The following is a 22,481-nucleotide window of genomic DNA, read 5'->3' on the forward strand; positions in this document are numbered from 1 at the left end:
GCACGCGCTGGCCCATGCCGCGTCGGCAGTAGTAACGGGGGATGAGCGAAAGCTGGTGGTCAGCCAGCTTCCGGTACTTCGACAGAAGACCGTCAGGCTTTCAGCGCGGCCTTGTGAGCTTCTGCCAGCGCGGCCATGCTCTCGAAGCGGAAATCGAACTTCGGGGTGCCCGGAGGAGGCATCGTCGCACCCCAACCCCTGTCGGCATGGCGGCGATCGATCCATGCGGATGCCAGGCCGAAGTCGTTTGCCGGCGCGTGGTCATGGAACAGGCTTTGCGCCGTATGCAGGATGTCCTTCTTTTCCAGTCCGAAGTCTCGGCTCAGACGACCCAGCATGTAGTCGAAGTTCTTCGGGCTCGGCTTGTACGAGCCAATGTCCTGCGCCGTGTAGATGGCGTCGAACTCGACGCCGAGTCGCGCATTGCTGCTGCGGAACGACAGCCGGTCGACGTTGGACAGGATGACGAGTTTGTAGTGTTGCTTCAGATAACGCAGCGCTTCGACCGAGTCCGGGAACTCGGGCCAGTCGGGAACGGACGCACCAAAGATATTGCATTCCTCGTTGGTCACGCCGACGTTCCATTCATTCGCCAGGCGACGATAGACGATCGCCAGCAGCGCCGAGTAGGCCAGGCCCGGCGTCATCAGTTCCTGGTCGGCCTCATGCCTGGCGTAGTTCTCCAGGATCTCGTCGCGGCTCTTGCCGGCATAGCCAGCCTTTTCGAGCAGCGGTGCCAGGGCGTTGTAAATGCCCGTCTCCCAGTCGATGAGGGTGCCATAGCAGTCGAAGGTCAGTACCTTGAAGTCCGTCAGTTTCATCATTGCTCCTTTTCAATAGGTCTCTGCGACGGCGTTGTCGAAGGACTATCGCAGAATCTGCATCAGGGTATCCGCGTCCGCACTGGTGTGCTCCAGGGCCGGTGCGATACCAGGAATGTCGTCAGTGCAAGGGGTCTCCATTGCAGCGTGGCCGCTCAGTCGGCGGGCATAAGAGGAAGTACTTTCGCGGGATTCATCAGGTTGGCAGGGTCAAGCGCACGTTTGACGCGCCATGCAAGCTTCAATTCCACCTGGCTTCGTACGTGTAGCAGTGCGTCGCACTTGGCGGCCCCGATGCCATGCTCCGCGGAGATGGATCCGTTCAGCGCCATCGCGGCGTCATCGACAAGCTTCGTGATCGCTTCGCCGTGTCGGGTGAGGTAATCCTCGGGGGCCATGTCGGCGGGCCGTAGAGGATTGAAGTGGACATTGCCGTCACCAACGTGCCCATAGATCACCATGCGGGTCGCAGGCGCGACGGCCATCACCTTGGCCGAGGTCTCGCGGATGAATCTTGGAATACTGGACAGCGGCACCGAAATATCGCATCGCACGCTGCCGCGTGTACGGGTCTGCGCATCCGATATCTCCTCGCGGACAAGCCAGAAATCGGTAGCCTGCTTTTCGTTGGACGCGATGACGGCATCGTCGATCATGCCCTTGTCGGCCAACTCGCCCAACGCTGAATAGAAAGCGGCTTCACCCATCTCCTGGGACGAGGTCGACGACATCTCCACGAGGACATACCAGGGATGAGTGGTCGGAAGCGGCGATGTCTGACGGCCCAGATACCCGAGGACCAACGTCATTGCGTCCGACGAGATCAGTTCGAATGCCGTGACGTCCGTGCCAAGACGCTGACGCAACAGACCGAATGCTTCAAGCGCGTGGTCGGCGCTCCCTGAACCGAGCATCGCGACGCATTTGGCGCGAGGAATCGGGTACATCTTCAGAACGGCTGCGGTGATGATTCCGAGTGTGCCCTCGGCGCCGATGAAGAGGTGCTTCAAGTCATAGCCAGCGTTGTCCTTCCTCAGCGCTCTCAGGCCGTTCCAGATCTCGCCATTCGGCAGCACAACCTCCAGGCCCAGGACGAGGTCGCGCATGTTGCCGTACCGAAGCACTGCCGTACCGCCGGCATTGGTAGAAAGATTGCCGCCGATCTGACAACTGCCTTCCGAGCCAATGCGAAGCGGAAACAGCGCCCCAGCCTTCTCGGCGGCGGCGCGAGCCGCGTGGAGCGTGACGCCGGCCTCGACCACCATCGTCGCGTTCAGTGAATCGACGGAGCGCACCTGATTGAGCCGGGTCAGCGACAGCAGTACCGCCGTCCCGCTGGCATCCGGCACGCTGCCCCCCAGGAGCGAGGTGTTGCCGCCCTGCGGCACCACTGGAATGTCATTCCGGTTGCAGTACGCCACGACAGCGCTTACCTCCGCGGTCGACGCCGGCCTGACGACCGCCAGAGCCTGACCACGGAAAACACCTCGATAGTCGGTGGCGAAGGACTGGACGTCCTCGCCGACCAATACATTGGCCGGGCCGACGATGGAGATGAGATGGTTCACGTGGTGGTTCGACATGCGGGCTCCGACGGTGAGAGGGTTCTCGTGGCGCCGGAAGGATCTGCATTGAGTCGTCCGACACAGTCCGAAGCATATGGGCCGTCATGCCGTCCGCATACCTATGTGTCATAGGAGAAATCGCAGGAATTTTCACACTGCCGGGCATGAGTGGGCGGCGGATTGTCCTGTCAGCCCCTTTCGCAGGGCCCCCCGACTTCCAGGGATTTTGACGCAGCGATGGCCTGTTCGAAGTCGAAGGCCGAGTGACGGATCGCAAGCCTCAGGACGTTGCGCCACCGAGCGGCCAACGGCCCATACCGGCGAACGAACTTGCGTATCCCTATCGGGAATGCCCCGGGGGTGGCGAATCACTGCAGGCCCTTGTGGGACTTTGCATCGGCGCAGGCTGGAGCGGCGAGGTCCGCAAGCGGCTGCCATCCGGTGAAACCTGTGCACACCTGCGCGAAATACTGGGGGAAAACACCGATCACAGCAGGCGTGGACGATGCAGAACGTTCGGCACGTGTCATGCCGAACGTGCGGTGATGTGACCGCTGAAGCGCAGGCGTCAGACCACGTAGGCCTGTCCGCTTCCTGGCTCAGTCGTCGAGATCCCACATCTGGTGAAGGTCGAGCCTGAGCCGGCTGTCGGCTTCCAGCGCATCGACCCGTGCAAGCCGTTCAGCCAGCAGCGCCTCCGCAAGGCTTCGGCGTACCGCAAGCAATTCGGCCAGGCCAGATTCGCCTGCGCGATAGGCGCGCGTGGCGCGATCCGACGCGATCCGCTGCAGGCGCGCGGCCTCTGCCTGAGCCTGCGCTGTCGAGCGTTTGCCAAGCAGATTCCGGTACTGCACGTCGAATTCCGTGCCGAGCCTGCGCTCTGCTGCCATTCGGCTGCGCGCCGCGGCCTCGGCGTCTGCTGCCGCTGCCGTGGCGACCGCGCGGCGATGTTCGCCGCCAAGCGGCATGGCCACGCTGACGCCAAGGATGCGCTCGGCGCCGCCACGCTCAATGGAAACAAACATGCCCACCGTCGGATCGGGCTTGCGCTCCAGATCCGCGCGGGTAGCCTGCCGTAGCGCCTGCGCTTCCTGCGCCATCGCGAGCCGGTACTCATGGCTGCCGCGCACGTAGTCCATACGTAAAGCCTCGGGCGGGTCATGAGGCGCAACTGACAGCGCTGTATCTGCCAGCGGGCCGGGTTCTCCCAGCCCCGGAAACCGCCCACGCAGTTCGGCCAGTGCGGCCTGCTCCGCGGCCGCGGCCGTCGCTAGCGCGGCCTGCGTACGTGCGTGATCCGACGCAGCCAGCTCTCCGTCGAGCCTCGCGGCGTCACCCATTTGGATGCGGCGCGCCGTCATGGCCACAAGTTCGCCGGCCGCCCTGGCGTTATCCTGCGCGGCAAGGCGAGCCTGCCCGGCACGCATCACGGCAAACCACAGGGCAAGGATCTGGCGCGACGATTCGTGCCGCGCGTCCATCACGGCAAGGTTCGCGGCTTCGCCAGTCGCATCGGCCAACCGCGCATCGGCATCGGCCTTGCCCCATAGACGCAGCGGTCTTTCCACTGCTATCTGCCCTTCGGCAAAACGCTGGGACGGCTCTCGAACGCTGCGGCCCTGCCCAATCGCCCGTACCACCGTTTCAGCGGTGCCCGCGCGGATGCCGACGGCGCGCGCAAGCGCGGCATCGCGCCTGGCTTGTGCAGTCATCACGTCGGGAGAACCGGCAATCGCTTCCCGCACCGCCGCTTCGTCCGGCAGATAGCCGCCTGCGCTGCCCGCGTGCGCAGCAGCACTCCAGACCGTCATCGCGACGGCCGCTGCAAGGCGCTTGACATACAGGTCGCGTTTCATCGCGGCTCTCCCTGCGGGATGGACGGCCGCGGTCCCGACACGCCGAATCGTTCGAACAATAGTGGCAGCAGGAGCAGCGTCAGTGCCGTCGAGGACACTAGGCCACCCGAGACAACGATCGCCAGTGGGCGCTGGATCTCCGATCCGGGGCCGCTTGCCAGCAACAGCGGGATCATCCCCAGCGCAGTGATGCAGGCGGTCATCAGAACGGGGCGCAGGCGGTCACGTACGCCGGTCCGGACAGCCTGCGCAATGTCGATTCCCGATTCCAGCAACGTGTTGAAGTGCGACACCAGCACGACCCCATTGAGCACTGCGATGCCGAGCAGCGCGATGAATCCGACCGACGCCGGAACCGACAGGTACTCTCCCGACAGCCGCAATGCGGTAATACCTCCGACCAGTGCGAACGGAATATTGGCGATCACCAGTACGGCCTGGCGCACTGAGCGAAACGTCAGCATCAGCAGGAGAAAGATCGCTGCCAGCGCCATTGGCACCACCAGTGCCAGGCGTGCCGCGGCGCGACGCTGGTTCTCGAACTGCCCGCCCCAGATGATGCGCAGCCCCTTGGGGAGTGCCTTGAGATTGGCGACAGCCGACTGCGCTTCCTGCACGAAGCCGGCCAGGTCGCGGCCTTCCACGTTGGCCTGGATCACCGCGAACCTGGCGCCATCCTCATGATTGATGCGCACCGGGCCGTCCACGCGCTCGATGCTCGCCAGCGACGTCAGCGGCCAAGCGCGGCCGTCGGGCGCTGTGACCAGCAGGCTGGCAAAGGACTCGGGCGCCTGGCGCAATGCCGCGCCGCCACGCAGGATCAGCGGCGTGCGGACGATCCCTTCAGGCACCACGCCGATGCGGTCCCCTTCCACCAGCGCGCGCAATTGCGCCTGCAGGGCATCGCCGGTGAAGCCGGCCCGGCCCGCGGCGGCACGGTCGAGGGACAGTTTCAGGTATTGCACACCGCTGTTGCTGGGGGCGATCACCTCGGCCGCCCCCCTGATGCCGCGCACGGTCGTCGCGATGACCTGCGCCGCCGCGTCGATGGCCGCAAGATCACTGCCGAACAGCTTGATGGCAACGTCGCCGCGCGTGCCGGTCAGCATCTCGGAGACACGCATCTCGATAGGTTGGGTGAATCCATAGATCACGCCGGGAAAGCGTTCCATCACGCGCCGGATCGCTATCGCAATATCCTCTTTGCTGCCGCGCCACTGGTCCTTCGGCTTGAGGACCAGGAAGGTGTCGGTCTCGTTCAGGCCCATCGGATCGAGGCCCAGGTCGTCGGAGCCGGATCGCGCCACGATGGATCGGATCTCCGGGACCTCCTTCAGCAGGGCCTGCTGTACACGCTGGTCCAGATCCAGCGATGCCGCGAGGGATACTGATGGCGCCTTCTGGAGCTGCACGATCAGATCGCCCTCGTCCATCGTCGGCATGAAGGTCTTTCCCACAGACAGGTACAGCACCGCGGCACCGGCCAGCGCCACGCCTGCGGCCCCAAACACGGTGCGGCGGTGCGTCATGCTCCAGTCCTGCATCCTTGCAAAACCCGCCGCCACCTTGCGCATCAGCCAGGGCGGTTCATCGGCATGCGAGAGCAGCAGCCACGATGCCAGTGCAGGGACCACCGTGAAAGCGATCACCACCGAGGACCCCAGCGCCAGCACGATGGTAAGCGCCACCGGCGCAAACAGCTTTCCCTCAAGACCTTCCAACGACAACAGCGGCAGGAACACGATGGCGATGATCGATACGCCGGCCAGCATTGGCACGGCCACGGTCGACACCGCGTGCCGAATGGCCGCGCCACGCAGCGTCTCATCGGTCTTGTGCGCTTCGGCGCGTGCCAGGGCAGTCTCGATGTTCTCGACGACGACCACGGCGGCATCCACCAGCATGCCCAGCGCGATTGCCAGGCCGCCAAGGCTCATCAGGTTCGCAGTGAGCCCGGCGTAGCGCATCAGCAGAAAGGTGGCGAGCATCGATAGCGGCAGCGTGGCCGCCACGACCAGCGCGGCGCGTATACCGCCGAGAAACAGGTACAGCGTGACGACTACCAGCAAGCCCGCCTCCGCGAGCGCACGGATCACGGTGTTTGCAGCCCGTGTCACCAATTCGCCGCGGTTGTAGAAGACGCCGGTCGACATGCCTTTCGGCAGGCTTGGCGCCAACTCGTCCAGCCGCGCCTGTACTGCCCGCACCAGCTTGCGCGCATCCGTGCCACGCAGCCCCAGCACGAGCCCCTCCACCGCCTCGCCCTGCCCGTCCTTGCTGACGGCGCCGTTGCGCGTCGCCTCGCCAAGCCGCACCGTGGCCACATCACCGACCGTCACGGCCGGCGCCGCGGAAACGTCGTGCGGGGCAGACACCACGATGGCACGCAGGTCATCGAGCCCCCGTACGCCCCCTTCCACACGCACCACCCAGTGCTCGTCGCCGCGATCGAGGCGACCGGCACCGTCGTTGCGGTTGTTCGTGTCCAGCGCCTGGCGCAGCTGGTCCAGTGTCACGCCGCGCGCTCGCAGGCGGGACGGATCGGGAATTACCTCGTAGCTTCGGACCTCGCCGCCAAGTGCGTTGACGTCGGCGACGCCCGGCACGGTACGCAAGGCCGGCCGGATGATCCAATCGAGCACGCGGCGCCGCTCCGCAAGCGAATAGCCATCACCCTCCACGGTGAACATGAACATCTCGCCCAGCGGCGTGGTAATGGGCGCCAGGCCGCCCTGGGCGGTCGAAGGCAGGTCCCGCGCGAGGCCGGCGATCCGCTCCGATACCTGCTGGCGCGCCCAGTAGACATCCACCCCTTCCGCAAAATCCACCGTCACGTCGCTGATGCCGTACTTGGATACCGAGCGCACGATGGTCTTGTGCGGGATGCCGAGCAGTTCCTGCTCGATCGGCGTCGATACGCGCTGCTCGACCTCCTCCGGCGTCATGCCGGGCACTTTGAGCACCACCTTGACCTGAGTCGGAGAAATATCAGGGAAGGCGTCAATCGGCAGGTTTGCATAAGCCCAGGCGCCCGCGGCGGCCAGCACACAGGCGGCGATCAGGACAAGAACGCGCTGGCGCAGGGAAAATTCGATCACTCGGGCAAGCATTACCGGTCTCCCGCCAGCAGGCCTTTGAGCGCGCCGATGCCCGCAACCGCTACACGCGTCCCCGCCGGAAGATTGCCGCGGACCACCGCGCTGGCTTCATCCATGCCCTCCAGCGTCACGGGCTGGAAGCGGAAGCCCTTGTCCGTAGCGATGAACACGCCCGGCACTCCCTGCCAGTAGGCCACCGCTGCCGCCGGTATGCGCACCCGGCCGGCAGTACCCTTCCCGTCCTTGCTTCGCAGTTTCAGCGTGACATTGACGCTCTCGCCGACGCGCAGGTCACCACGGCGGTCCAGCGAAGCGCGCACGCGAATTCCCGCCGTTCCATCGGCGGCGGGCGCAACGCCAACCACCGTGCCAGCCGCGTCGCGTTGCGGCACCTCCACCCGCTCACCTGGCGCCGGCACTGGCACATCGCGGCCCAGCAGAAGATCGAGTTCCAGCGCATCAGGGTCGACGACGCGGAACAACGGCGTCGCGGCTTCCACGCGCGCGCCGGGCACGGCGTTCACTTCCGACACGATGCCGCCGTGGGCGGCCACGAGCTGGGCCTCGTCGCCCGCAGCGGAAAACACCACGCCCGACGATGCCATCTCCGCCCGTCGCGCCTTTGCCATGGCGGCAGCCTCGGCGGCCCGCGCCTGGGTTGCCTGCCAGCGGCTGGCAGCGATAATGCCGTCGTCATAGAGCGACTGGTCACGCACCAGGGCCTGTTGCGCGAGGCGGCCCTGCGAATTCGCTTCGGCCAGAGCGCGCCTTGCGTCGAATAGTTGCGGGCTCAGGAAGCCGGCCAGCGGCTGGCCTGGACGCACGGTCTGCCCGATGGCTACCAGCACACGCGGCACGATGCCCGCATACGGCGCCGCCACGACATACTGCGCGCCGGGCTTGAATACGACCCTGGCGTGCGTGCCCACGTCAATGGTTTCGGCGGCGGAGACGGCGCTGGTGCGCACGCCAAGGGCGCGCGCATGCTCCGCTGAAAGCGGCACCGCTTGTGCCGCGGTCTGCGCGACAGCGATGTTCGAAAGCGACAAGCAGGTCAATGCGATCCACGCACGGACCCTACGAAGGTGTCTGAATGACATTCCTGACTCCAACATGCAGGAGAGATTCGCGATCCACGAACGAACCGCGTGAACGAACACCGGCAAGGCGCCGGACAACGGGAATCAGGAGAACTGCGGTGGCGCTTGCGCGGGCGGCGGGCGACTGAAGCGGTAACGCCAGCGTGGCGCTGGGGCGCGATAGAAGGGAACGCGTCGCGAGACATCGCTCGCAAGTGCCGCCAGCAATACGAGCGTCAGGATCGACAACCCGGGAAGTACTGCCGGCTGGATCAGCGCGCCCAACACCAGGCGTCCGATCCCGGATTCGACATCCACTTCTAACGAATCGCCACTAGCCAGCGACGAATCGGCACGAGCAGCGTCATCACGCATTTGCGACGCCGCTGCAGGGAAATGGGAATCAGTTTCGGCAGGTAGGCCAGCGTGCACGTGCAGGCCAGTCTGTATCGGAGTTCCGAAATGGCCGTGCAGGAGCGGGGTCAGCAGCTGCGTCAGTATGAAGAGTACCAACACGGCGCCCCGGAGCGAGGCTCTCGGTATTGCACGTGACATGCACGCATTGTAATTCAACAAGTGCCGAGCGCCCGGCCGGCTTGTGCACCCATGATTGCCGCCCCCCCAAAAGCCGGCCTTCGCGGTTGCTAAATTTCTACCAATTCGACCCGTCCTTGCTCGGGCTGTCGGCATGATGCCTCAGAAAGCTCCGGAGGTGCTCGACGAAGTAAGAGACCTTGGCAGACTGGTTCAGGCGTTCCAGATAGACAGCGTAGATGTCCGCGGGAGGCGTGGCATAGTCAGTGAGGACCTGGACCAACCGCCCGCTGCGCAAGAACTTGGCGACATCCCACTCGGCGCGCATCAGGATGCCGTGTCCTTCCAGCGCCCAGTTGAGGGCCACTTCTCCGTCGTTGGTGCTGAGTTTGCCGTGAACCTTGATGGTCTCGGTCTGCTTCCCACGGGTCAGCCGCCAGTTGCCATAGGCGGTCTCGTTTTGCCGCAGCACGATGCATGCATGCTGCGTCAGGTCGTGCGGCAAAAGCGGTTCGCCCGCAGAGCGCAGATAAGCCGGTGACGCGCAAAGCAGACGCCGGTTCGGCGCAATCCGCTTGGCGATGAGCCGGGAATCAGGCAGGTCGCCGAAGCGGATCGATACATCGATCGCTTCATCGGGCAAGCTGATCGGGCGATCCGTCAGCTGGAGCTGGACTTCGACGTCCGGATAGGTCTTCGAGAACCCCGAAATGGCCGGACCGATATAAGAGCGCCCGAAACCCAGCGGCGCATTGACACGCAACAGGCCTTTCGGCGCCTCGCGACTGCTCGATACCAGCCTCTCCATTTCATCGATATCGCCGAGGATGCGCATCGCGTTCGCGAAATAGACCTCCCCTTCGTTAGTGAGACTGATCCGTCGCGTCGTGCGGTTCAGCAGCCGCACTCCCAGACGCGCTTCCAGTTGTGACAGCCGCCGCGATACAGCGGGCGGCGTCAGATTCAGCTCACGCGCTGTGGCGGCAAGGCTCCCCTGCTTCACGAGCAGGCAGAAAAAGGCGAGCTGCGAGTCCGAATCCATTAGTAAAAATTTTGCAAGGATGTCTTAACTTTACATCGATTCATCGCCGCACTGAAGCGAATAACCTTCGATCACCCCAAGCAAGCGCGCTACCAGCAGCGAACGCCAAAAAAGAGTGGAAAAAGTCGCGGGCGAATAATGCAGCGAGCCGAGAAGTGGCATTTCCGCACCGATCGGGATTCATCAACAAGGAGACACCCAGTGCAAGCGGATATCGAGAAGCGGACCTTGCGCCGCATTAGTTGGCGCATCGTGCCGTTCATCATGCTGTTGTATTTCATCGCCTACATCGACCGGGTCAATATCGGCTTCGCTGCCCTGACGATGAAAACGGACCTCGGCTTCACCGCCTCGATTCTCGGCTTCGGCGCAGGCATCTTCTTCTGGGGCTATTTCCTGTTCGAGGTGCCGTCCAACATCGTGCTTCACAAGGTAGGCGCGCGCCTGTGGATCGCCCGGGTAATGCTCACCTGGGGACTGATCTCGGCCTGCATGGCTTTCGTCCAGGGTCCGACCAGCTTCTACATCGTTCGCTTCCTGCTTGGCGCAGCAGAGGCCGGCTTCTTCCCCGGCATCATCCTGTATCTGAGCTACTGGTTCCCCGCGCGTCACCGGGCCGGCGTGACGGCGTTCTTTATGGCCGCTGCGCCGATCTCCACCGCGCTGGGCTCACCGCTCTCGGCCGCGCTGCTGGAAATGCACGGCGTGATGGGCCTCGCAGGCTGGCAATGGATGTTCATCGTGGAAGCGATTCCGGCTGTCATCCTCGGCGTCGTGGTCTTTTTCTATATGACCGATCGCCCCGAGCAGGCAACCTGGCTAAACGAGGACGAGCGTGCCTGGCTGGTCAGGGAAATGAGCCAGGAGGCCGCCAGCAAGCGGCATCACGGTGACCACAGCGTCCTGCGCGGCCTTGCCGACCCCCGGGTGCTGGCCCTGGCGCTGATTTACTTTGGCACGTCGGCAGGTCTCTACACGCTGGGCATCTGGGCGCCGCAGATCATCAAGCAGCTGGGCGTTTCGTCCATCACCGTCGGCTTTCTCAACGCCATTCCCCCGATCGTTTCGGTCATCGCCATGGTCTTGTGGTCCCGCCATTCCGACCGCACCAGCGAACGCACGTGGCACGTAATTCTGGCCTGTGTCGCCGCCGCAGTGGGCCTGGTGGTCGCGGCAAGCGCCAACAGCATCGTTGGACTGATTGCTGCGCTCACGCTTGTCAACGTAGGGATCAGTTGTGCCAAGCCGCCCCTGTGGACGATGCCGACGGCGTTCCTGTCGGGCGCTGCCGCCGCGACTGGCATTGCCACCATCAATTCGATCGGGAACCTCGGCGGCTTTGCCGGCCCCGCCATGATTGGCTGGATCAAGGACCAGACAGGCAGCTTCGCGGGCGGACTCTACTTCGTCGCAGGCCTGCTCGTGCTTTCCGCAGTGCTGACCCTCGTGCTGGCCACCTCGCAGAAGTCGAAGGTGACCGCCTCCAACGCGACAGCGCACTAACCACGTTGCGCCTCTCATAACCCCCGCATATCGAAAAGGAGTACCACATGGACACGGAAGCTGCAGTCCAGTCGCTGACAGACACCATGGCGAAGTTCACGGCTTACATCGGCAAGCGTCTGCCCACCGATGTCAAGAAGAAGCTCGCCGAACTGCGCACGATGGAAACCAATCCGCTGGCGAAGTCGATCTACGATTCGATGGCCGGCAACCAGGAAGCTGCGGACAAACTTGATCGGCCGAGCTGCCAGGACACCGGTGTCATCCAGTATTTCGTCGAGGCCGGCGCCAATTTCCCGCTGCTGGGCGAACTCGAAGAGATCCTGAAGGAGGCCACCGCCGAGGCCACCCGCATGGGGCCGCTGCGCCATAACGCCGTCGAGACCTTCGATGAGAAGAACACCGGCACCAATACGGGCACCCAGATCCCGTGGCTGGACTGGCGCATCGTCCCAGGCCTGGATAGCTGCACCATCGACGTCTACATGGCCGGCGGCGGCTGCACGCTGCCCGGCGCGGCCAAGGTCCTGATGCCGGGCCAGGGTTACGAGGGCGTGGCGGAATTCGTGATGGACGTCATCACCGAACGCGGCGTCAATGCGTGCCCGCCGCTGCTCGTCGGCGTCGGTGTGTCGACATCGGTCGAGACTGCCGCGCGGCTGTCCAAGCTCGCGATCATGCGGCCGGTCGATTCCAGGAGCGCAAATCCGCGTGCGGCGCTGATGGAAGACCTGCTGGAGCAAGGCCTCAACGAGGTCGGAATCGGGCCGCAGGGCCTGACAGGGAATAACAGCGTCATGGGCGTCAACATCGAATCGTCGGCGCGTCATCCATCGACGATCGGCGTGGCGGTCAACACGGGCTGCTGGGCGCATCGCCGCGGCAAGATCCGCATCAACGCCGACATGTCTTACGAAATCATTTCCCACGAAGGAGTCGTCCTGTGAAAAAAGTCCTCACTACCCCCATCAAGGACGAAGATCTTGCGGATCTCAAGGTTGGCGACGTCGTCTATCTGACCGGCCGCCTGGTGACCTGCCGCGACGTGGCACATCGCCGCCTGATCGAACAGGGGCGCGAACTTCCGGTCAACCTGGAGGGAGGTGCCATCTTTCACGCCGGCCCGATCGTCCGCAAGAAGGAAGACGGCGGCTTCGAAATGGTCTCGATTGGCCCGACGACCAGCATGCGAATGGAGAAGTTCGAGCGCGAGTTCATCAAGCAGACTGGCGTGAAGCTGATCGTCGGCAAAGGCGGCATGGGTCCGGAAACCGCAGCCGGCTGCCAGGCAAACGTGGCAGTGCACGCGATATTTCCCGGCGGCTGCGCCGTGCTGGCGGCGACGCAGGTGGAGGAAATCGAAGGCGCGGAATGGCAGGACCTTGGCATGCCCGAGACCCTCTGGATCAACCGGGTCAAGGAATTCGGACCGTTGATCATCTCGATCGATACCAAGGGCAATAACCTGATCCAGCAGAACAAGGCCGAGTTCAACTCGCGCAAGGCCCCGATCCTGGAGCGGATCAGCAAGGAACTGAGTTTCATCCGGTAATCGGCCCCGGCTCGACAACATCTGCGATGACCTGACAGCCGGGTGTCAGGCCAGAGTTGTACCTGCCGGCGATCGGCGCCGGGGCATTGCAGCAGGTCAGCGGGGCGTGACACCGCGTCCGCAGGCTTTGCGCGCCGCGCAACGCAGACTTGCTCTGCGTTGTGATTCAAATTGCGCTTTTACGCTCCTAAGCTTGGGGCACTGCTACCTGATACCCCAAGCCATGAAAACCACAACCTCCCACGCGCCGCATACTGCCGATCACGCGGCCGCGCCAATGTCTGGCGCGCTGGTCGGCTTGTTCGCCCTGTGCGCAGGCGTCCTCGTCGCCAATCTCTATTACGCACAGCCGATCATCGAACTGATTGCACCGGCCGTTGGCCTGTCCGCGCAAAGCGCCAGCGTGATCGTATCGCTGACCCAGATCGGCTATGCGGTCGGCCTTTTCTTTCTGGTGCCCCTTGCCGACCTGCATGAGAACCGGCGTTTGCTGACGATCAGCGGTGTCGCGGCCACAATCAGCCTGGCAGGCGCCGCCACCGCGTCGCAACCGGGCGTGTTCCTGCTGGTGTCGCTGCTGCTGGGCCTCAGTTCGGTGAGCGTGCAGATTCTGATTCCGCTGGCCGCGCACCTTGCCCCTGAGGCGCTGCGCGGACGGACTGTCGGCACCATCATGGGCGGCCTGCTTTCCGGCATCCTGCTGTCCAGGCCGCTGTCGAGCCTGCTTGCGCAGTACTTCGGCTGGCGTGCCGTGTTCTACATCGCCGCCGCGACGACGCTGATCACGGTCGGCATCATTACCACGACGCTGCCTCGGCGCACGCCGCAGCATCGGGCCACCTATGCCCAACTGCTCGTATCGTTGTGGCATCTGTTCACGCGCTTTGCAGTGCTGCGTCAGCGCTCGCTGTACCAGGCCCTCCTCTTTGCGGCCTTCAGCCTGTTCTGGACCGCTGCACCGCTCGAACTCGCCAGCCATTACGGGCTGTCGCAGTCGCAGATCGGCGTGTTTGCCCTGGTCGGCGCACTGGGCGCAGTCGCAGCCCCTGTTGCGGGCCGGCTGGCAGACGCGGGGCACACGCGCATTGCCTCATTCCTTGCGATGATCGCGGCAGCCATCAGCTTTATTCCGGGCATTGCCGGTGGCGCTGGCGGCCTGTATTGGCTGGCACTCACCGGCATCGTGCTCGACTTCGCCGTGCAGATGAACATGGTGCTGGGCCAGCGTGCCATCTATGCGCTCGATGCCGCCAGCCGCGGACGGCTGAACGCACTGTATATGACTGCCATCTTCGCCGGCGGCGCGGTGGGATCCGCGCTGGCCAGCACGCTGTACACGCATCTCGGTTGGGCCGGCGTGGTCGCGGCAGGCAGCGGTCTTGCGACGGTCTCGCTGGTGGCGCTGGCGATCGCTTCGCGGCGCTGAGACCACGCCGCCGCGGCACGGGCGAGCGATCAGTCCCGACGCCGGGTCGGCCCTGGCAGCGCTGCGAGGAAATCCATGAACGCCGCGATTCTGCGCGAACCGCGCTGGTTCGGCAGATACAGGGCGGAGATTGCGGAACTGGCCTGATCCGGGTTGACTGACCATGCATCGAACAATGGCATCAGTCGTTGGCTTTCGATATCTTCATCGATCAGCCAGTCCGGCAGAAGGCCGATTCCGGCGCCCGCGAGCGCGATATCGCGCAAGACGTCGATGTTGTTGCTGCGAAAATGTCCGCTGACGGGAACTTTGGTCTCGCTGTCGCCCTGGCGAAATGTCCAGACCTGGTCGCGCGTGCCGTAGCTGAACCGAAGGCAACGATGGTTGACCAGATCAACGGGATCATCGGGACAGCCCCGGCTTTCCAGATAGGCCGGACTGGCGACCACCCGGCGACGAAAGCGCCCGATCTCACGCGCGACGACATTGTCATACGACGCAGGGCTGCCGAGCCGCACGGACAGATCGACGCGCTCGCCCACGAGGTCGACGATATCGTCGGTCAGCGTCACGTCGACCTCGAGCTGTGGATACTTCGCCAGCCAGCCGCCGAGATACGGCGCGATGCACCGCCGCCCGAAGGCCACCGGCAATGACACGCGCAACTGCCCGACCGGCTCCTCGCCTCGATCCGCGATCAGCGCATCAGCCTCTTCCACGGCATCCAGGATCCTTCGAGCCCGCTGATAGTAGGTGGCGCCGGCCTCCGTCACCGTGATCTGCCGCGTCGAGCGGTTCAGCAGCACGGCGCCGAGCGACGCCTCCAGTCCATCAAGCGCACGCGTCACGGACGACGTCGCCAGGTCCAGCCTTCGCGCAGCGGCCGAGAATCCCTTTGCGTCCACGGTCTCCACGAACATCTTCAGTGCAAGCAGTTTGTCCATCCTCGCCGTGATCCTTGTTGATTGAATTGGCTTGTCCGTACCCAAGGCACGGACAGATTATGCCGAGAGATTCGCGTCAAGGATCGCCGACGGGCTCGCTTTGTATCGGGCTGGTCACTTCACAGGCCCGATCACGCCCCCATCGGCCCGCAAGGGTTAACACCGAGATTCGCGCCCCTTGGTCTTCTGCGCGTTCCGCCCTATTATTTATCAACCGATCACTGATCGATCGATCATTAAAGGAGACAGCGATGGCACTGACCAGGCTGGCACATTTTTCCATCCGCACCACCGACCTGGAGCGGACTTGCGCGTTCTACGAACGCATCCTGGGTTTCCGACGCGGATACCGGCCCCCGTTCGACTTTCCGGGTGCGTGGCTCTACATGGGCGATGACGAGCGCGACTATGGAACCGTGCACATCATCGGCGTCGACCCTGACAACCCGCAGGGCCTGTCCGCCTACCTTGGTGACAAAGCCCTGCCCGCATCGGGAACCGGCACGCTGGACCACATCGCCTTCCTTGCCACGGGTGTCCGGCAGATGTGGGCGACTCTGCGCGCGGAGGGCATCGCCTGGCGCGACCGCACCGTTCCAAGCCTTGGCCTGCACCAGGTGTTTATCGAGGACCCGTCTGGCGTGACGATTGAATTGAACTATCCGGCCGCCGAGGTGGAAGGCCTGGAACTGCCGAAAGCGGCGCAAGCATGAACCGGAGTCATGGCATGAACAACGTACTGCAACAACGACCCAGGGCAATCATCGTAGGCGGCTCCCTCGGCGGACTCTTTGCGGCCAATATGCTTCAACGCAATGGCTGGGACGTCACGATCTTCGAGCGCACGCCCGAGACATTGACCGGCCGCGGCGCTGGCATCGTCACGCATCCGGAACTGTTCGAAGCGCTCGCTGCTGCCGGCGTGGCGATCGACGACAGCATCGGGGTTCGTATCCGTACCCGCGTCACGCTCTCGCGCGACGGCTCGACTGTATCCGATCGCGAGATGCCGCAGACATTGACGGCCTGGGGCAAGATGTATGACGTACTGGGCCACGCATTTTCCGGCGAGTATCGGACCGGTGCCACGGTGACGGACGTCGATTCGCGCAGCGACCATGCAGTGGTCAAGCTGGAGGACGGCTCGACGCACCGCGCCGACCTGGTCATTGCTGCAGACGGCTTTCGCTCCGGCGTGCGCGAACGGCTGGTGCCATCCGCGGCCCTGGAATACGCCGGATATATCGCCTGGCGTGGTCTTGTTGATGAAGCCAAAATTTCGCGCGAAACGCATGCGGCAATCTTCGACAAGTTCGCCTTCTGCCTGCCGCCGCATGAGCAGATCCTCGGCTACCCCGTGGCCGGCGACGGCAACAGCACGACGCCGGGCCAACGCCGCTACAACTTTGTGTGGTATCGCGCCACGCGCGAGCACGACGAACTGCCCGACCTGCTGACCGATGCCACCGGCAAGGTCTGGAACAACGGCATTCCGCCGGCGCTGATCCGCGCGGACGTGCTCGCCGACATGGAAAGCGCCGCCGCCGACCGGCTTGCTCCGCAGTTCGCGGAAATCGTGAGCAGCACTGCGCAGCCGCTGTTCCAGCCGATCTTCGACCTGACCGTGCCCCGCATGGCCTTCGGCCGGATCGCGCTGCTCGGCGATGCCGCCTTCGTGGCGCGCCCGCATTGCGGCATGGGTGTCACCAAAGCCGCCGGCGACGCCATGGCCCTCGTCCGTGCGCTTGCCGGACATGAGTCTGTTGAAACGGCGCTCGAAGCGTACAGCGCGGAACGCGTCCAGGTGGGACAGGCAGTCGTCGAGCATGCCCGCCATCTCGGCGCATACATGCAGGCGCAACTCAAAAGCGAGCAGGACCGCGAGATGGCCGAACGCTATCGCACCCCCGAGGCGGTGATGCGTGAAACCGCAGTTTCGCGCCGCTTCTGACGGATCTGGAACCACAAACATTCGGAGACAAAGCATGCCTCAAACCGCCCCCGCCGCTTACTCAACCGATCTCGGCACGGCCGGGATCGATCCGCCTTTACCACACCCCGTGCTCAGCGAGCCCGCCTTCGAGCGCCTGCACCGCATGCGACGCCGATTCTCCTGGTCGCTCACGGCAGCCATGCTGGCCGTCTACTTCGGCTTCATTCTTACGCTGGCGTTCCGGCCGGACCTGCTTGCCGTGCCGTTGACTCCCGGCCAGCCGATGAGCATCGGCATACCGGTCGGCTTCGGCATGTTTGCCTTCACCTTTGCCCTGGTGGCCATTTACGTGCATCGCAGCAACACCGTCTACGACAAGATGATCGCGGACATCCGCAAGGGACTTCAGCCATGAAACGCCTATTGATCACCGCTGCCGCGCTGGCAGCAACCACCCCGGCCTTCGCGGCGACGCCTCCGGTCGGCCAGGGCCTCAACCTGATTGCCATCGGCATGTTCGTGGTATTTGTCGCGGCGACGCTCGGCGTGACGCGCTGGGCAGCACGGCGCAACCACAGCGTTGCCGACCACTACGCGGCGGGCGGCAAGATCACTGCGATGCAAAATGGCTGGGCCATCGCCGGCGACTATATGTCGGCAGCATCGCTGCTCGGTATCTCGGCGCTGGTCTTCACCAGCGGCTACGACGGGCTGATCTACTCGATTGGCTTTCTGGCCAGCTGGCCGATCATCCTGTTCCTGATCGCCGAGCCGCTGCGCAACCTCGGGCGCTACACGCTGGCCGATGTCCTGTCCTATCGCCTCAGGCAGCGGCCAATTCGTGGTTTCTCGGCATCGAGTTCGATCGTCATCGTGCTCCTGTACCTGGTCTCGCAGATGGTCGGCGCCGGCAAGCTCGTGGAATTGCTGTTCGGCTTCAACTACACCTCGGCGGTCGTGCTGGTCGGCGTGCTCATGGTCGTCTATGTGTTCTTTGGCGGCATGCTCGCGACCACCTGGATCCAGATCATCAAGGCGGTCATGCTGCTGGCCGGTTGCGCATTCATGGCTTACATGGTGCTCAGCCGTTTCGGCTTCAGCCTGAACAGCCTGTTCGACCACGCCATTGCCGCGCACGGCAAGCACGAGGCGATCATGCGTCCCGGCGGTCTGGTGTCCGATCCGGTCTCCGCCGTTTCACTGGGGCTGGCGCTGATCTTCGGTACGGCTGGACTGCCGCACATCCTGATGCGCTTTTTCACCGTCGGCGATGTCAAGGCCGCACGCAAGAGCGTGCTTTATGCGACCGGCATCGTCGGCACGGGCTATGCCATGATCATCGTGATCGGATTTGGCACGATCGCGCTGGTTGCGCAGGATCCGCTGTACCACAATGGCGCGGGCGCAGTGATTGGCGGCGTGAACATGGTGGCCGTGCATCTGGCTCACGCAGTCGGCGGCAATGTGTTCCTCGGCTTTATCTGCGCCGTGGCGTTCTCGACCATCCTGGCTGTCGTGGCAGGCCTGACGCTCGCCGGATCTTCGGCGATCTCGCATGACCTCTATGCAACGGTCATCCGCAAGGGGCAAGCGTCCGACAAGGATGAGCTGCGAGTGTCCCGCATGACCACGCTGGTGCTTGGTGTCCTGTCGATCCTGCTCGGCATTCTGTTCGAGAAGCAGACCATTGCGTTCATCGTCAGCCTGACCTTCTCCATCGCGGCCAGCTCCAATTTCCCCGTGCTGCTTCTGTCGATCTACTGGCGCGGGCTCACCACGCGCGGCGCCGTGGTCGGCGGCATGCTGGGCCTCGTGACCGCAGTCGTCCTGACGATCCTCAGCCCAACGGTCTGGGTACAGGTGCTGGGACATGCGTCCGCAATCTACCCGTACGAATATCCGGCGCTGTTTTCGATGCTGGTGGCATTCCTCGGCATCTACGTGTTCTCCGTGACCGACCGATCGCCTCGCGGCGCGTGGGAACGCGATGCCTACCAGAACCAGCGCGTAGATGGCGAACTGGGGCTCGGCAGTAAAACCGCCGGCTGACCGTTCCCCCATGATGAGAAGCGACCCGCGCAGGCTTCAGCGGGCCCGTCTTCTCATTTATCGCCCGATTGGTAGAATCCTGACATTATCCGCATCACCACTGCGAGAAGAAGCGTCATGGAGACCAGCACTGCATCGGCCGGGGAAGATACGCCCGTCAAAGCGTCCAGGCGGCTGCTGCCCGAGGAACGCGAACAGCAGATTGTGGAAAAGGCGATCGAGCACTTCACCCGGAACGGCTTTGGCGGAAGTACCCGCGAACTGGCACGGCAGATCGGGGTGACGCAGCCGTTGCTCTACCGCTACTTCCAAAGCAAGGATGCATTGATCGAGCGCGTCTACAACGAAGTCTTCCAATGGCGCCCAGGCTGGGAAGGGCAGATCGCAGACCGCTCGTTGCCGCTGACGGAACGGCTTCACGCCTTCTACCTCGACTATTCGTCGGTGATCCTTCGCGAAGAGTGGATTCGCCTGTTCATCTTTGCCGGCCTCACGCACGAAGGCATCAATAAAAAATATCTGAGCAAGTTGCGCAGCAAGGTGTTCCTTCCGGTGCTGGCCGAGGTCAGAGCGGAGTTCGGCATTCCCGCTCCGCGCAATGCGGCAGAAACCGAAGCCGAGATCGAAATGATCTGGAGCCTGCACGCGGCCATTTTCTACATCGGCGTGCGCAAGTGGATCTATGGCCTGAAGGTGCCGGCCGACATGGACGCCCTGATCCGGCGTCAGGTCGATATGTTCCTGAACGGAGCCGCGGCGGCCATACGTGCGATGCGTGCAGGCACGCCCTGAGCCGCCACAGTTTGTTGTGTGACTGGCTACCCCTGGTCAAGAGAGGAGCCGGCCAACCCGCCGCGTGACGCGCCGTGCTTTGGCTTGCTGCCCGCCCGCACGGGCAACCAGGCAGCATCAGCCAGCCGCATGCGGCTGCCATCCGCCACCGAGCGCCTTGAATGCCGCAACCGCGGCCCGCGCCGATTCGGTCCGGGCCTGAGCCCTTGCATCGGAGGTTTGCAGGAGCCGCTCGTCGGCATGCAGGACCTCGATCAGGCGGACGACGCCTTTCTGGTAGGCGGCAAACGATGCATCGCGCGCCTGGGACAGCGACGCCTCCCCGCGTGCCAGGGTCTGTGCCTGGTTCTCGCGCTTGACCAGCGCGGAGAAGGCGTTCTCGACATCTTCCGTGGCGTGCAGCACGGCCTGGCGATACGCGGCGAGCGATTCCGCCTCCTGTCCCTGCGCCTGTTCAATCTGCGCGTTGATGCGGCCGAAATCGAACAGGCGCCAGCGCAAGCCCGCTACGCCTGCTGCCTGGCTCGCGCCAGCGGAAAAGAGATTGCCGCTGGCCACGGTGGTGGCGCTGCCCAGCAACGCCCCCAATGAAAATTTCGGGTAGTACTCCGCAATGGCGACCCCGATGCGTGCATTGGCGGCTGCCAGCCGCCGCTCCGCGACGACCAGATCGGGCCGGCGCCGCAGCAGGTCTGCGGGCGACCCCGAGCCAGTGATCTCCGGGGCCGCGGGTATGTCTTGCACACCCTGCAGTTCCGCGCGATATGTGCCGGGCGGCACGCCGAGCATGACGTCGAGCGCGTTCAGCGCCGCATCCAGTCCGGCCTCGAGTACCGGTATGGTGGCCTGAACCTCGGCCAGCGCGCCTTCGGCCTGCCGCACTTCCAGTTCTGCTGCGAGGCCCTTGCCATACAGCAGGCCAACAGTCGACACCAGCTTCTGTTGCGTCTCCGCCTGCCGCGTGGCAATGGCAAGGCGGGCCTGCAGGCCGCGGACCGTGATGTACAGGTCCGCGGTCTGCGCGGCCACCGCAAGCCGCGTGGCCATGGCGCCCGCTTCCGATGCGCGATAGTCAGCGAGCGCAGCCTCGCGCCCGCGCCGCAAGCCGCCGAACACGTCCAGTTCCCAGGACGCGCCCAAATTCGCTTCGTAATTGTTGCCATACCGGTCAAAGCCCTGCGTCGCGCTTTGCAGCCTCCCCAGCGGTGTTTCGATCGACTGGTAGCTTCGGGCCGCCTGTGCGCTGACGCCGGCCGAAGGCAGCAACGCCGCGGTGGCGGCACCGAGCCCGGCGCGAGCCTGGGCGACGCGTGCCGTCGCCTGGGCCAGATCCAGGTTCTGGTCGAGTGCGACCGACACCAGGCGGGTCAGTTGCGGATCGCCAAACCCCTCCCACCAGTTCACGAGTTCCGCCGTGGATGCGGCCCGGCGCTGCTCGACCTGCGGCTGGCCCAGGTATCGCTCCGACAACGGGACATCTGGCGCGTGATAGTCGGGGCCGACCGCGCAGCCCGCCACGACGGCGGCACTCAGTAAAGGGGCGAGGAGACGGGCAGAACACATGGCAGCGGACCTTGAAAGGATGTTGTGACGATTTTATAAATTGGTCACATGTTGTCAACTCCCAATTCGCGCGGTACCCTCGCACCATGACTGAGACCACGACCACCACGCCGGCCCAGCGCGGGCCGTCCGACCACGCCATCCGCACCCAGATCGTGGAGGCGGCCACCAAGCATTTCAGCCTCTATGGCTACGAGAAAACCACGGTGTCCGACCTCGCCAAGGCGATCGGCTTCTCCAAGGCGTACATCTACAAGTTCTACGATTCGAAGCAGGCGATCGGTGAAGTGATCTGCGCGAACTGCCTGACCGCGATCGTCAAGGCAGTGGACGAAGCGGTGGCGGGTGTGCCGTCGGCCGCTGACCGGCTGCGGCGTATGTTCCGCGCGCTCGTGGAAGAAAGCGTCCGCCTGTTCTTCCAGGATCGCAAGCTCTACGCCATCGCCGCGGCCGCCGCTGCGGAGAGGTGGCCGCCGGTGAAAGCCTACGAAGTCCACGTCAGGCAGCTGGTCCTGCAGATCGTCCGCGAAGGACGGGAATCGGGCGAGTTCGAGCGCAAGACACCGCTTGACGAAGCCACCAGCGCGATTTACCTGACCATGCGCCCGTTCTTCGATCCGCTGCTGTTGCAGCACAACCTCGATCTTGCGGAAGAGGCGCCGGCCCTGCTTTCGAGCCTCGTCCTGCGCAGCCTGGCGCCTTGAGCGCCGCTTTCTGTTTGTGA

General features: G+C 64.1%; 19 protein-coding genes and 1 pseudogene. 11 read left to right on the top strand and 9 right to left on the bottom strand.

The genetic code is table 11. The annotated features are described in order from the left end of the window. Nucleotides 1-92: 92 nt before the first annotated feature. Together K2O51_RS05305 and K2O51_RS05310 are read right to left on the bottom strand one after the other, a co-directional pair. The gene (locus K2O51_RS05305) at nt 93-821 is read right to left on the bottom strand and encodes a haloacid dehalogenase type II (RefSeq protein WP_220630662.1); all 729 of its coding nucleotides are present in this window, start codon (nt 819-821) and stop codon (nt 93-95) included. 155 nt (nt 822-976) lie between these two features. After that, nucleotides 977-2,404 (bottom strand): FAD-binding oxidoreductase, encoded by a 1,428-nt coding sequence (locus tag K2O51_RS05310; RefSeq protein WP_220630585.1) that lies wholly within the window; start codon nt 2,402-2,404, stop codon nt 977-979. 224 nt (nt 2,405-2,628) lie between these two features. On the opposite strand from K2O51_RS05310, the pseudogene K2O51_RS35110 reads away from it, so the two are divergent. Next, nucleotides 2,629-2,859: pseudogene (locus K2O51_RS35110) on the top strand (DUF2889 domain-containing protein); the annotation flags it as partial. A 126-nt stretch (nt 2,860-2,985) separates the two neighbouring features. Here K2O51_RS35110 and K2O51_RS05320 read toward each other — a convergent pair. The 5 genes from K2O51_RS05320 to K2O51_RS05340 form a co-directional block, all read right to left on the bottom strand. Next, nucleotides 2,986-4,242, bottom strand: a complete 1,257-nt coding sequence (locus K2O51_RS05320) for a TolC family protein (RefSeq protein WP_140951204.1) — start codon at nt 4,240-4,242, stop codon at nt 2,986-2,988. Then, nucleotides 4,239-7,352, bottom strand: coding sequence for an efflux RND transporter permease subunit (locus tag K2O51_RS05325; protein WP_011301763.1), 3,114 nt, complete (start codon nt 7,350-7,352; stop codon nt 4,239-4,241). Before K2O51_RS05325 ends, K2O51_RS05320 begins: the two co-directional genes overlap by 4 nt. Next, nucleotides 7,352-8,440 (bottom strand): efflux RND transporter periplasmic adaptor subunit, encoded by a 1,089-nt coding sequence (locus K2O51_RS05330; RefSeq protein ID WP_220630586.1) that lies wholly within the window; start codon nt 8,438-8,440, stop codon nt 7,352-7,354. Before K2O51_RS05330 ends, K2O51_RS05325 begins: the two co-directional genes overlap by 1 nt. 84 nt (nt 8,441-8,524) lie before the next feature. Next, nucleotides 8,525-8,794, bottom strand: a complete 270-nt coding sequence (locus K2O51_RS35115; protein ID WP_245001846.1) for a hypothetical protein — start codon at nt 8,792-8,794, stop codon at nt 8,525-8,527. A 277-nt stretch (nt 8,795-9,071) separates the two neighbouring features. Next, nucleotides 9,072-9,995 (bottom strand): LysR family transcriptional regulator, encoded by a 924-nt coding sequence (locus tag K2O51_RS05340; protein WP_011301761.1) that lies wholly within the window; start codon nt 9,993-9,995, stop codon nt 9,072-9,074. Between the two features lie 201 nt (nt 9,996-10,196). Here K2O51_RS05340 and K2O51_RS05345 point away from each other — a divergent pair, with 201 nt between their 5' ends. The 4 genes from K2O51_RS05345 (at nt 10,197) to K2O51_RS05360 (ending at nt 14,476) form a co-directional block, all read left to right on the top strand. Continuing rightward, complete coding sequence (locus tag K2O51_RS05345; RefSeq protein WP_220630587.1) at nt 10,197-11,498, top strand: MFS transporter; 1,302 nt, start codon at nt 10,197-10,199, stop codon at nt 11,496-11,498. Between the two features lie 47 nt (nt 11,499-11,545). Next, on the top strand, nt 11,546-12,445 hold the full coding sequence (ttdA, locus tag K2O51_RS05350; RefSeq protein WP_011301759.1) for a L(+)-tartrate dehydratase subunit alpha: 900 nt from the start codon (nt 11,546-11,548) through the stop codon (nt 12,443-12,445). Further along, nucleotides 12,442-13,050: a L(+)-tartrate dehydratase subunit beta gene (gene ttdB / locus K2O51_RS05355; protein WP_011301758.1), complete on the top strand. Its 609-nt coding sequence runs from the start codon at nt 12,442-12,444 to the stop codon at nt 13,048-13,050. Before ttdA ends, ttdB begins: the two co-directional genes overlap by 4 nt. A gap of 223 nt (nt 13,051-13,273) precedes the next feature. After that, complete coding sequence (locus K2O51_RS05360) at nt 13,274-14,476, top strand: MFS transporter (protein WP_220630588.1); 1,203 nt, start codon at nt 13,274-13,276, stop codon at nt 14,474-14,476. A gap of 29 nt (nt 14,477-14,505) precedes the next feature. On the opposite strand, the gene K2O51_RS05365 is transcribed toward K2O51_RS05360, so the two are convergent. Continuing rightward, nucleotides 14,506-15,420, bottom strand: a complete 915-nt coding sequence (locus K2O51_RS05365) for a LysR family transcriptional regulator (RefSeq protein ID WP_011301756.1) — start codon at nt 15,418-15,420, stop codon at nt 14,506-14,508. 251 nt (nt 15,421-15,671) lie between these two features. Here K2O51_RS05365 and K2O51_RS05370 point away from each other — a divergent pair, with 251 nt between their 5' ends. From K2O51_RS05370 to K2O51_RS05390, 5 genes are all read left to right on the top strand, one after another. After that, nucleotides 15,672-16,133, top strand: coding sequence for a VOC family protein (locus K2O51_RS05370; protein ID WP_011301755.1), 462 nt, complete (start codon nt 15,672-15,674; stop codon nt 16,131-16,133). Between the two features lie 14 nt (nt 16,134-16,147). Then, a complete protein-coding gene (locus tag K2O51_RS05375; RefSeq protein WP_220630589.1) occupies nt 16,148-17,371 on the top strand; it encodes an FAD binding domain-containing protein in 1,224 nt (407 codons plus the stop codon). Between the two features lie 34 nt (nt 17,372-17,405). Next, on the top strand, nt 17,406-17,768 hold the full coding sequence (locus K2O51_RS05380; protein WP_011301753.1) for a DUF485 domain-containing protein: 363 nt from the start codon (nt 17,406-17,408) through the stop codon (nt 17,766-17,768). Beyond that, complete coding sequence (locus K2O51_RS05385; protein ID WP_011301752.1) at nt 17,765-19,402, top strand: cation acetate symporter; 1,638 nt, start codon at nt 17,765-17,767, stop codon at nt 19,400-19,402. Before K2O51_RS05380 ends, K2O51_RS05385 begins: the two co-directional genes overlap by 4 nt. 117 nt (nt 19,403-19,519) lie before the next feature. Continuing rightward, entirely contained in the window at nt 19,520-20,194 is a 675-nt protein-coding gene (locus K2O51_RS05390) for a TetR/AcrR family transcriptional regulator (protein WP_011301751.1), read from the top strand. 117 nt (nt 20,195-20,311) lie between these two features. On the opposite strand, the gene K2O51_RS05395 is transcribed toward K2O51_RS05390, so the two are convergent. Further along, the gene (locus K2O51_RS05395; protein WP_011301750.1) at nt 20,312-21,757 is read right to left on the bottom strand and encodes an efflux transporter outer membrane subunit; all 1,446 of its coding nucleotides are present in this window, start codon (nt 21,755-21,757) and stop codon (nt 20,312-20,314) included. Between the two features lie 86 nt (nt 21,758-21,843). On the opposite strand from K2O51_RS05395, the gene K2O51_RS05400 reads away from it, so the two are divergent. Further along, nucleotides 21,844-22,461: a TetR/AcrR family transcriptional regulator gene (locus K2O51_RS05400; protein ID WP_011301749.1), complete on the top strand. Its 618-nt coding sequence runs from the start codon at nt 21,844-21,846 to the stop codon at nt 22,459-22,461. The last annotated feature ends 20 nt before the right edge of the window (nt 22,462-22,481 follow it).

It is taken from the genome of Cupriavidus pinatubonensis (assembly GCF_019602855.1).
GTDB lineage: Bacteria > Pseudomonadota > Gammaproteobacteria > Burkholderiales > Burkholderiaceae > Cupriavidus > Cupriavidus pinatubonensis.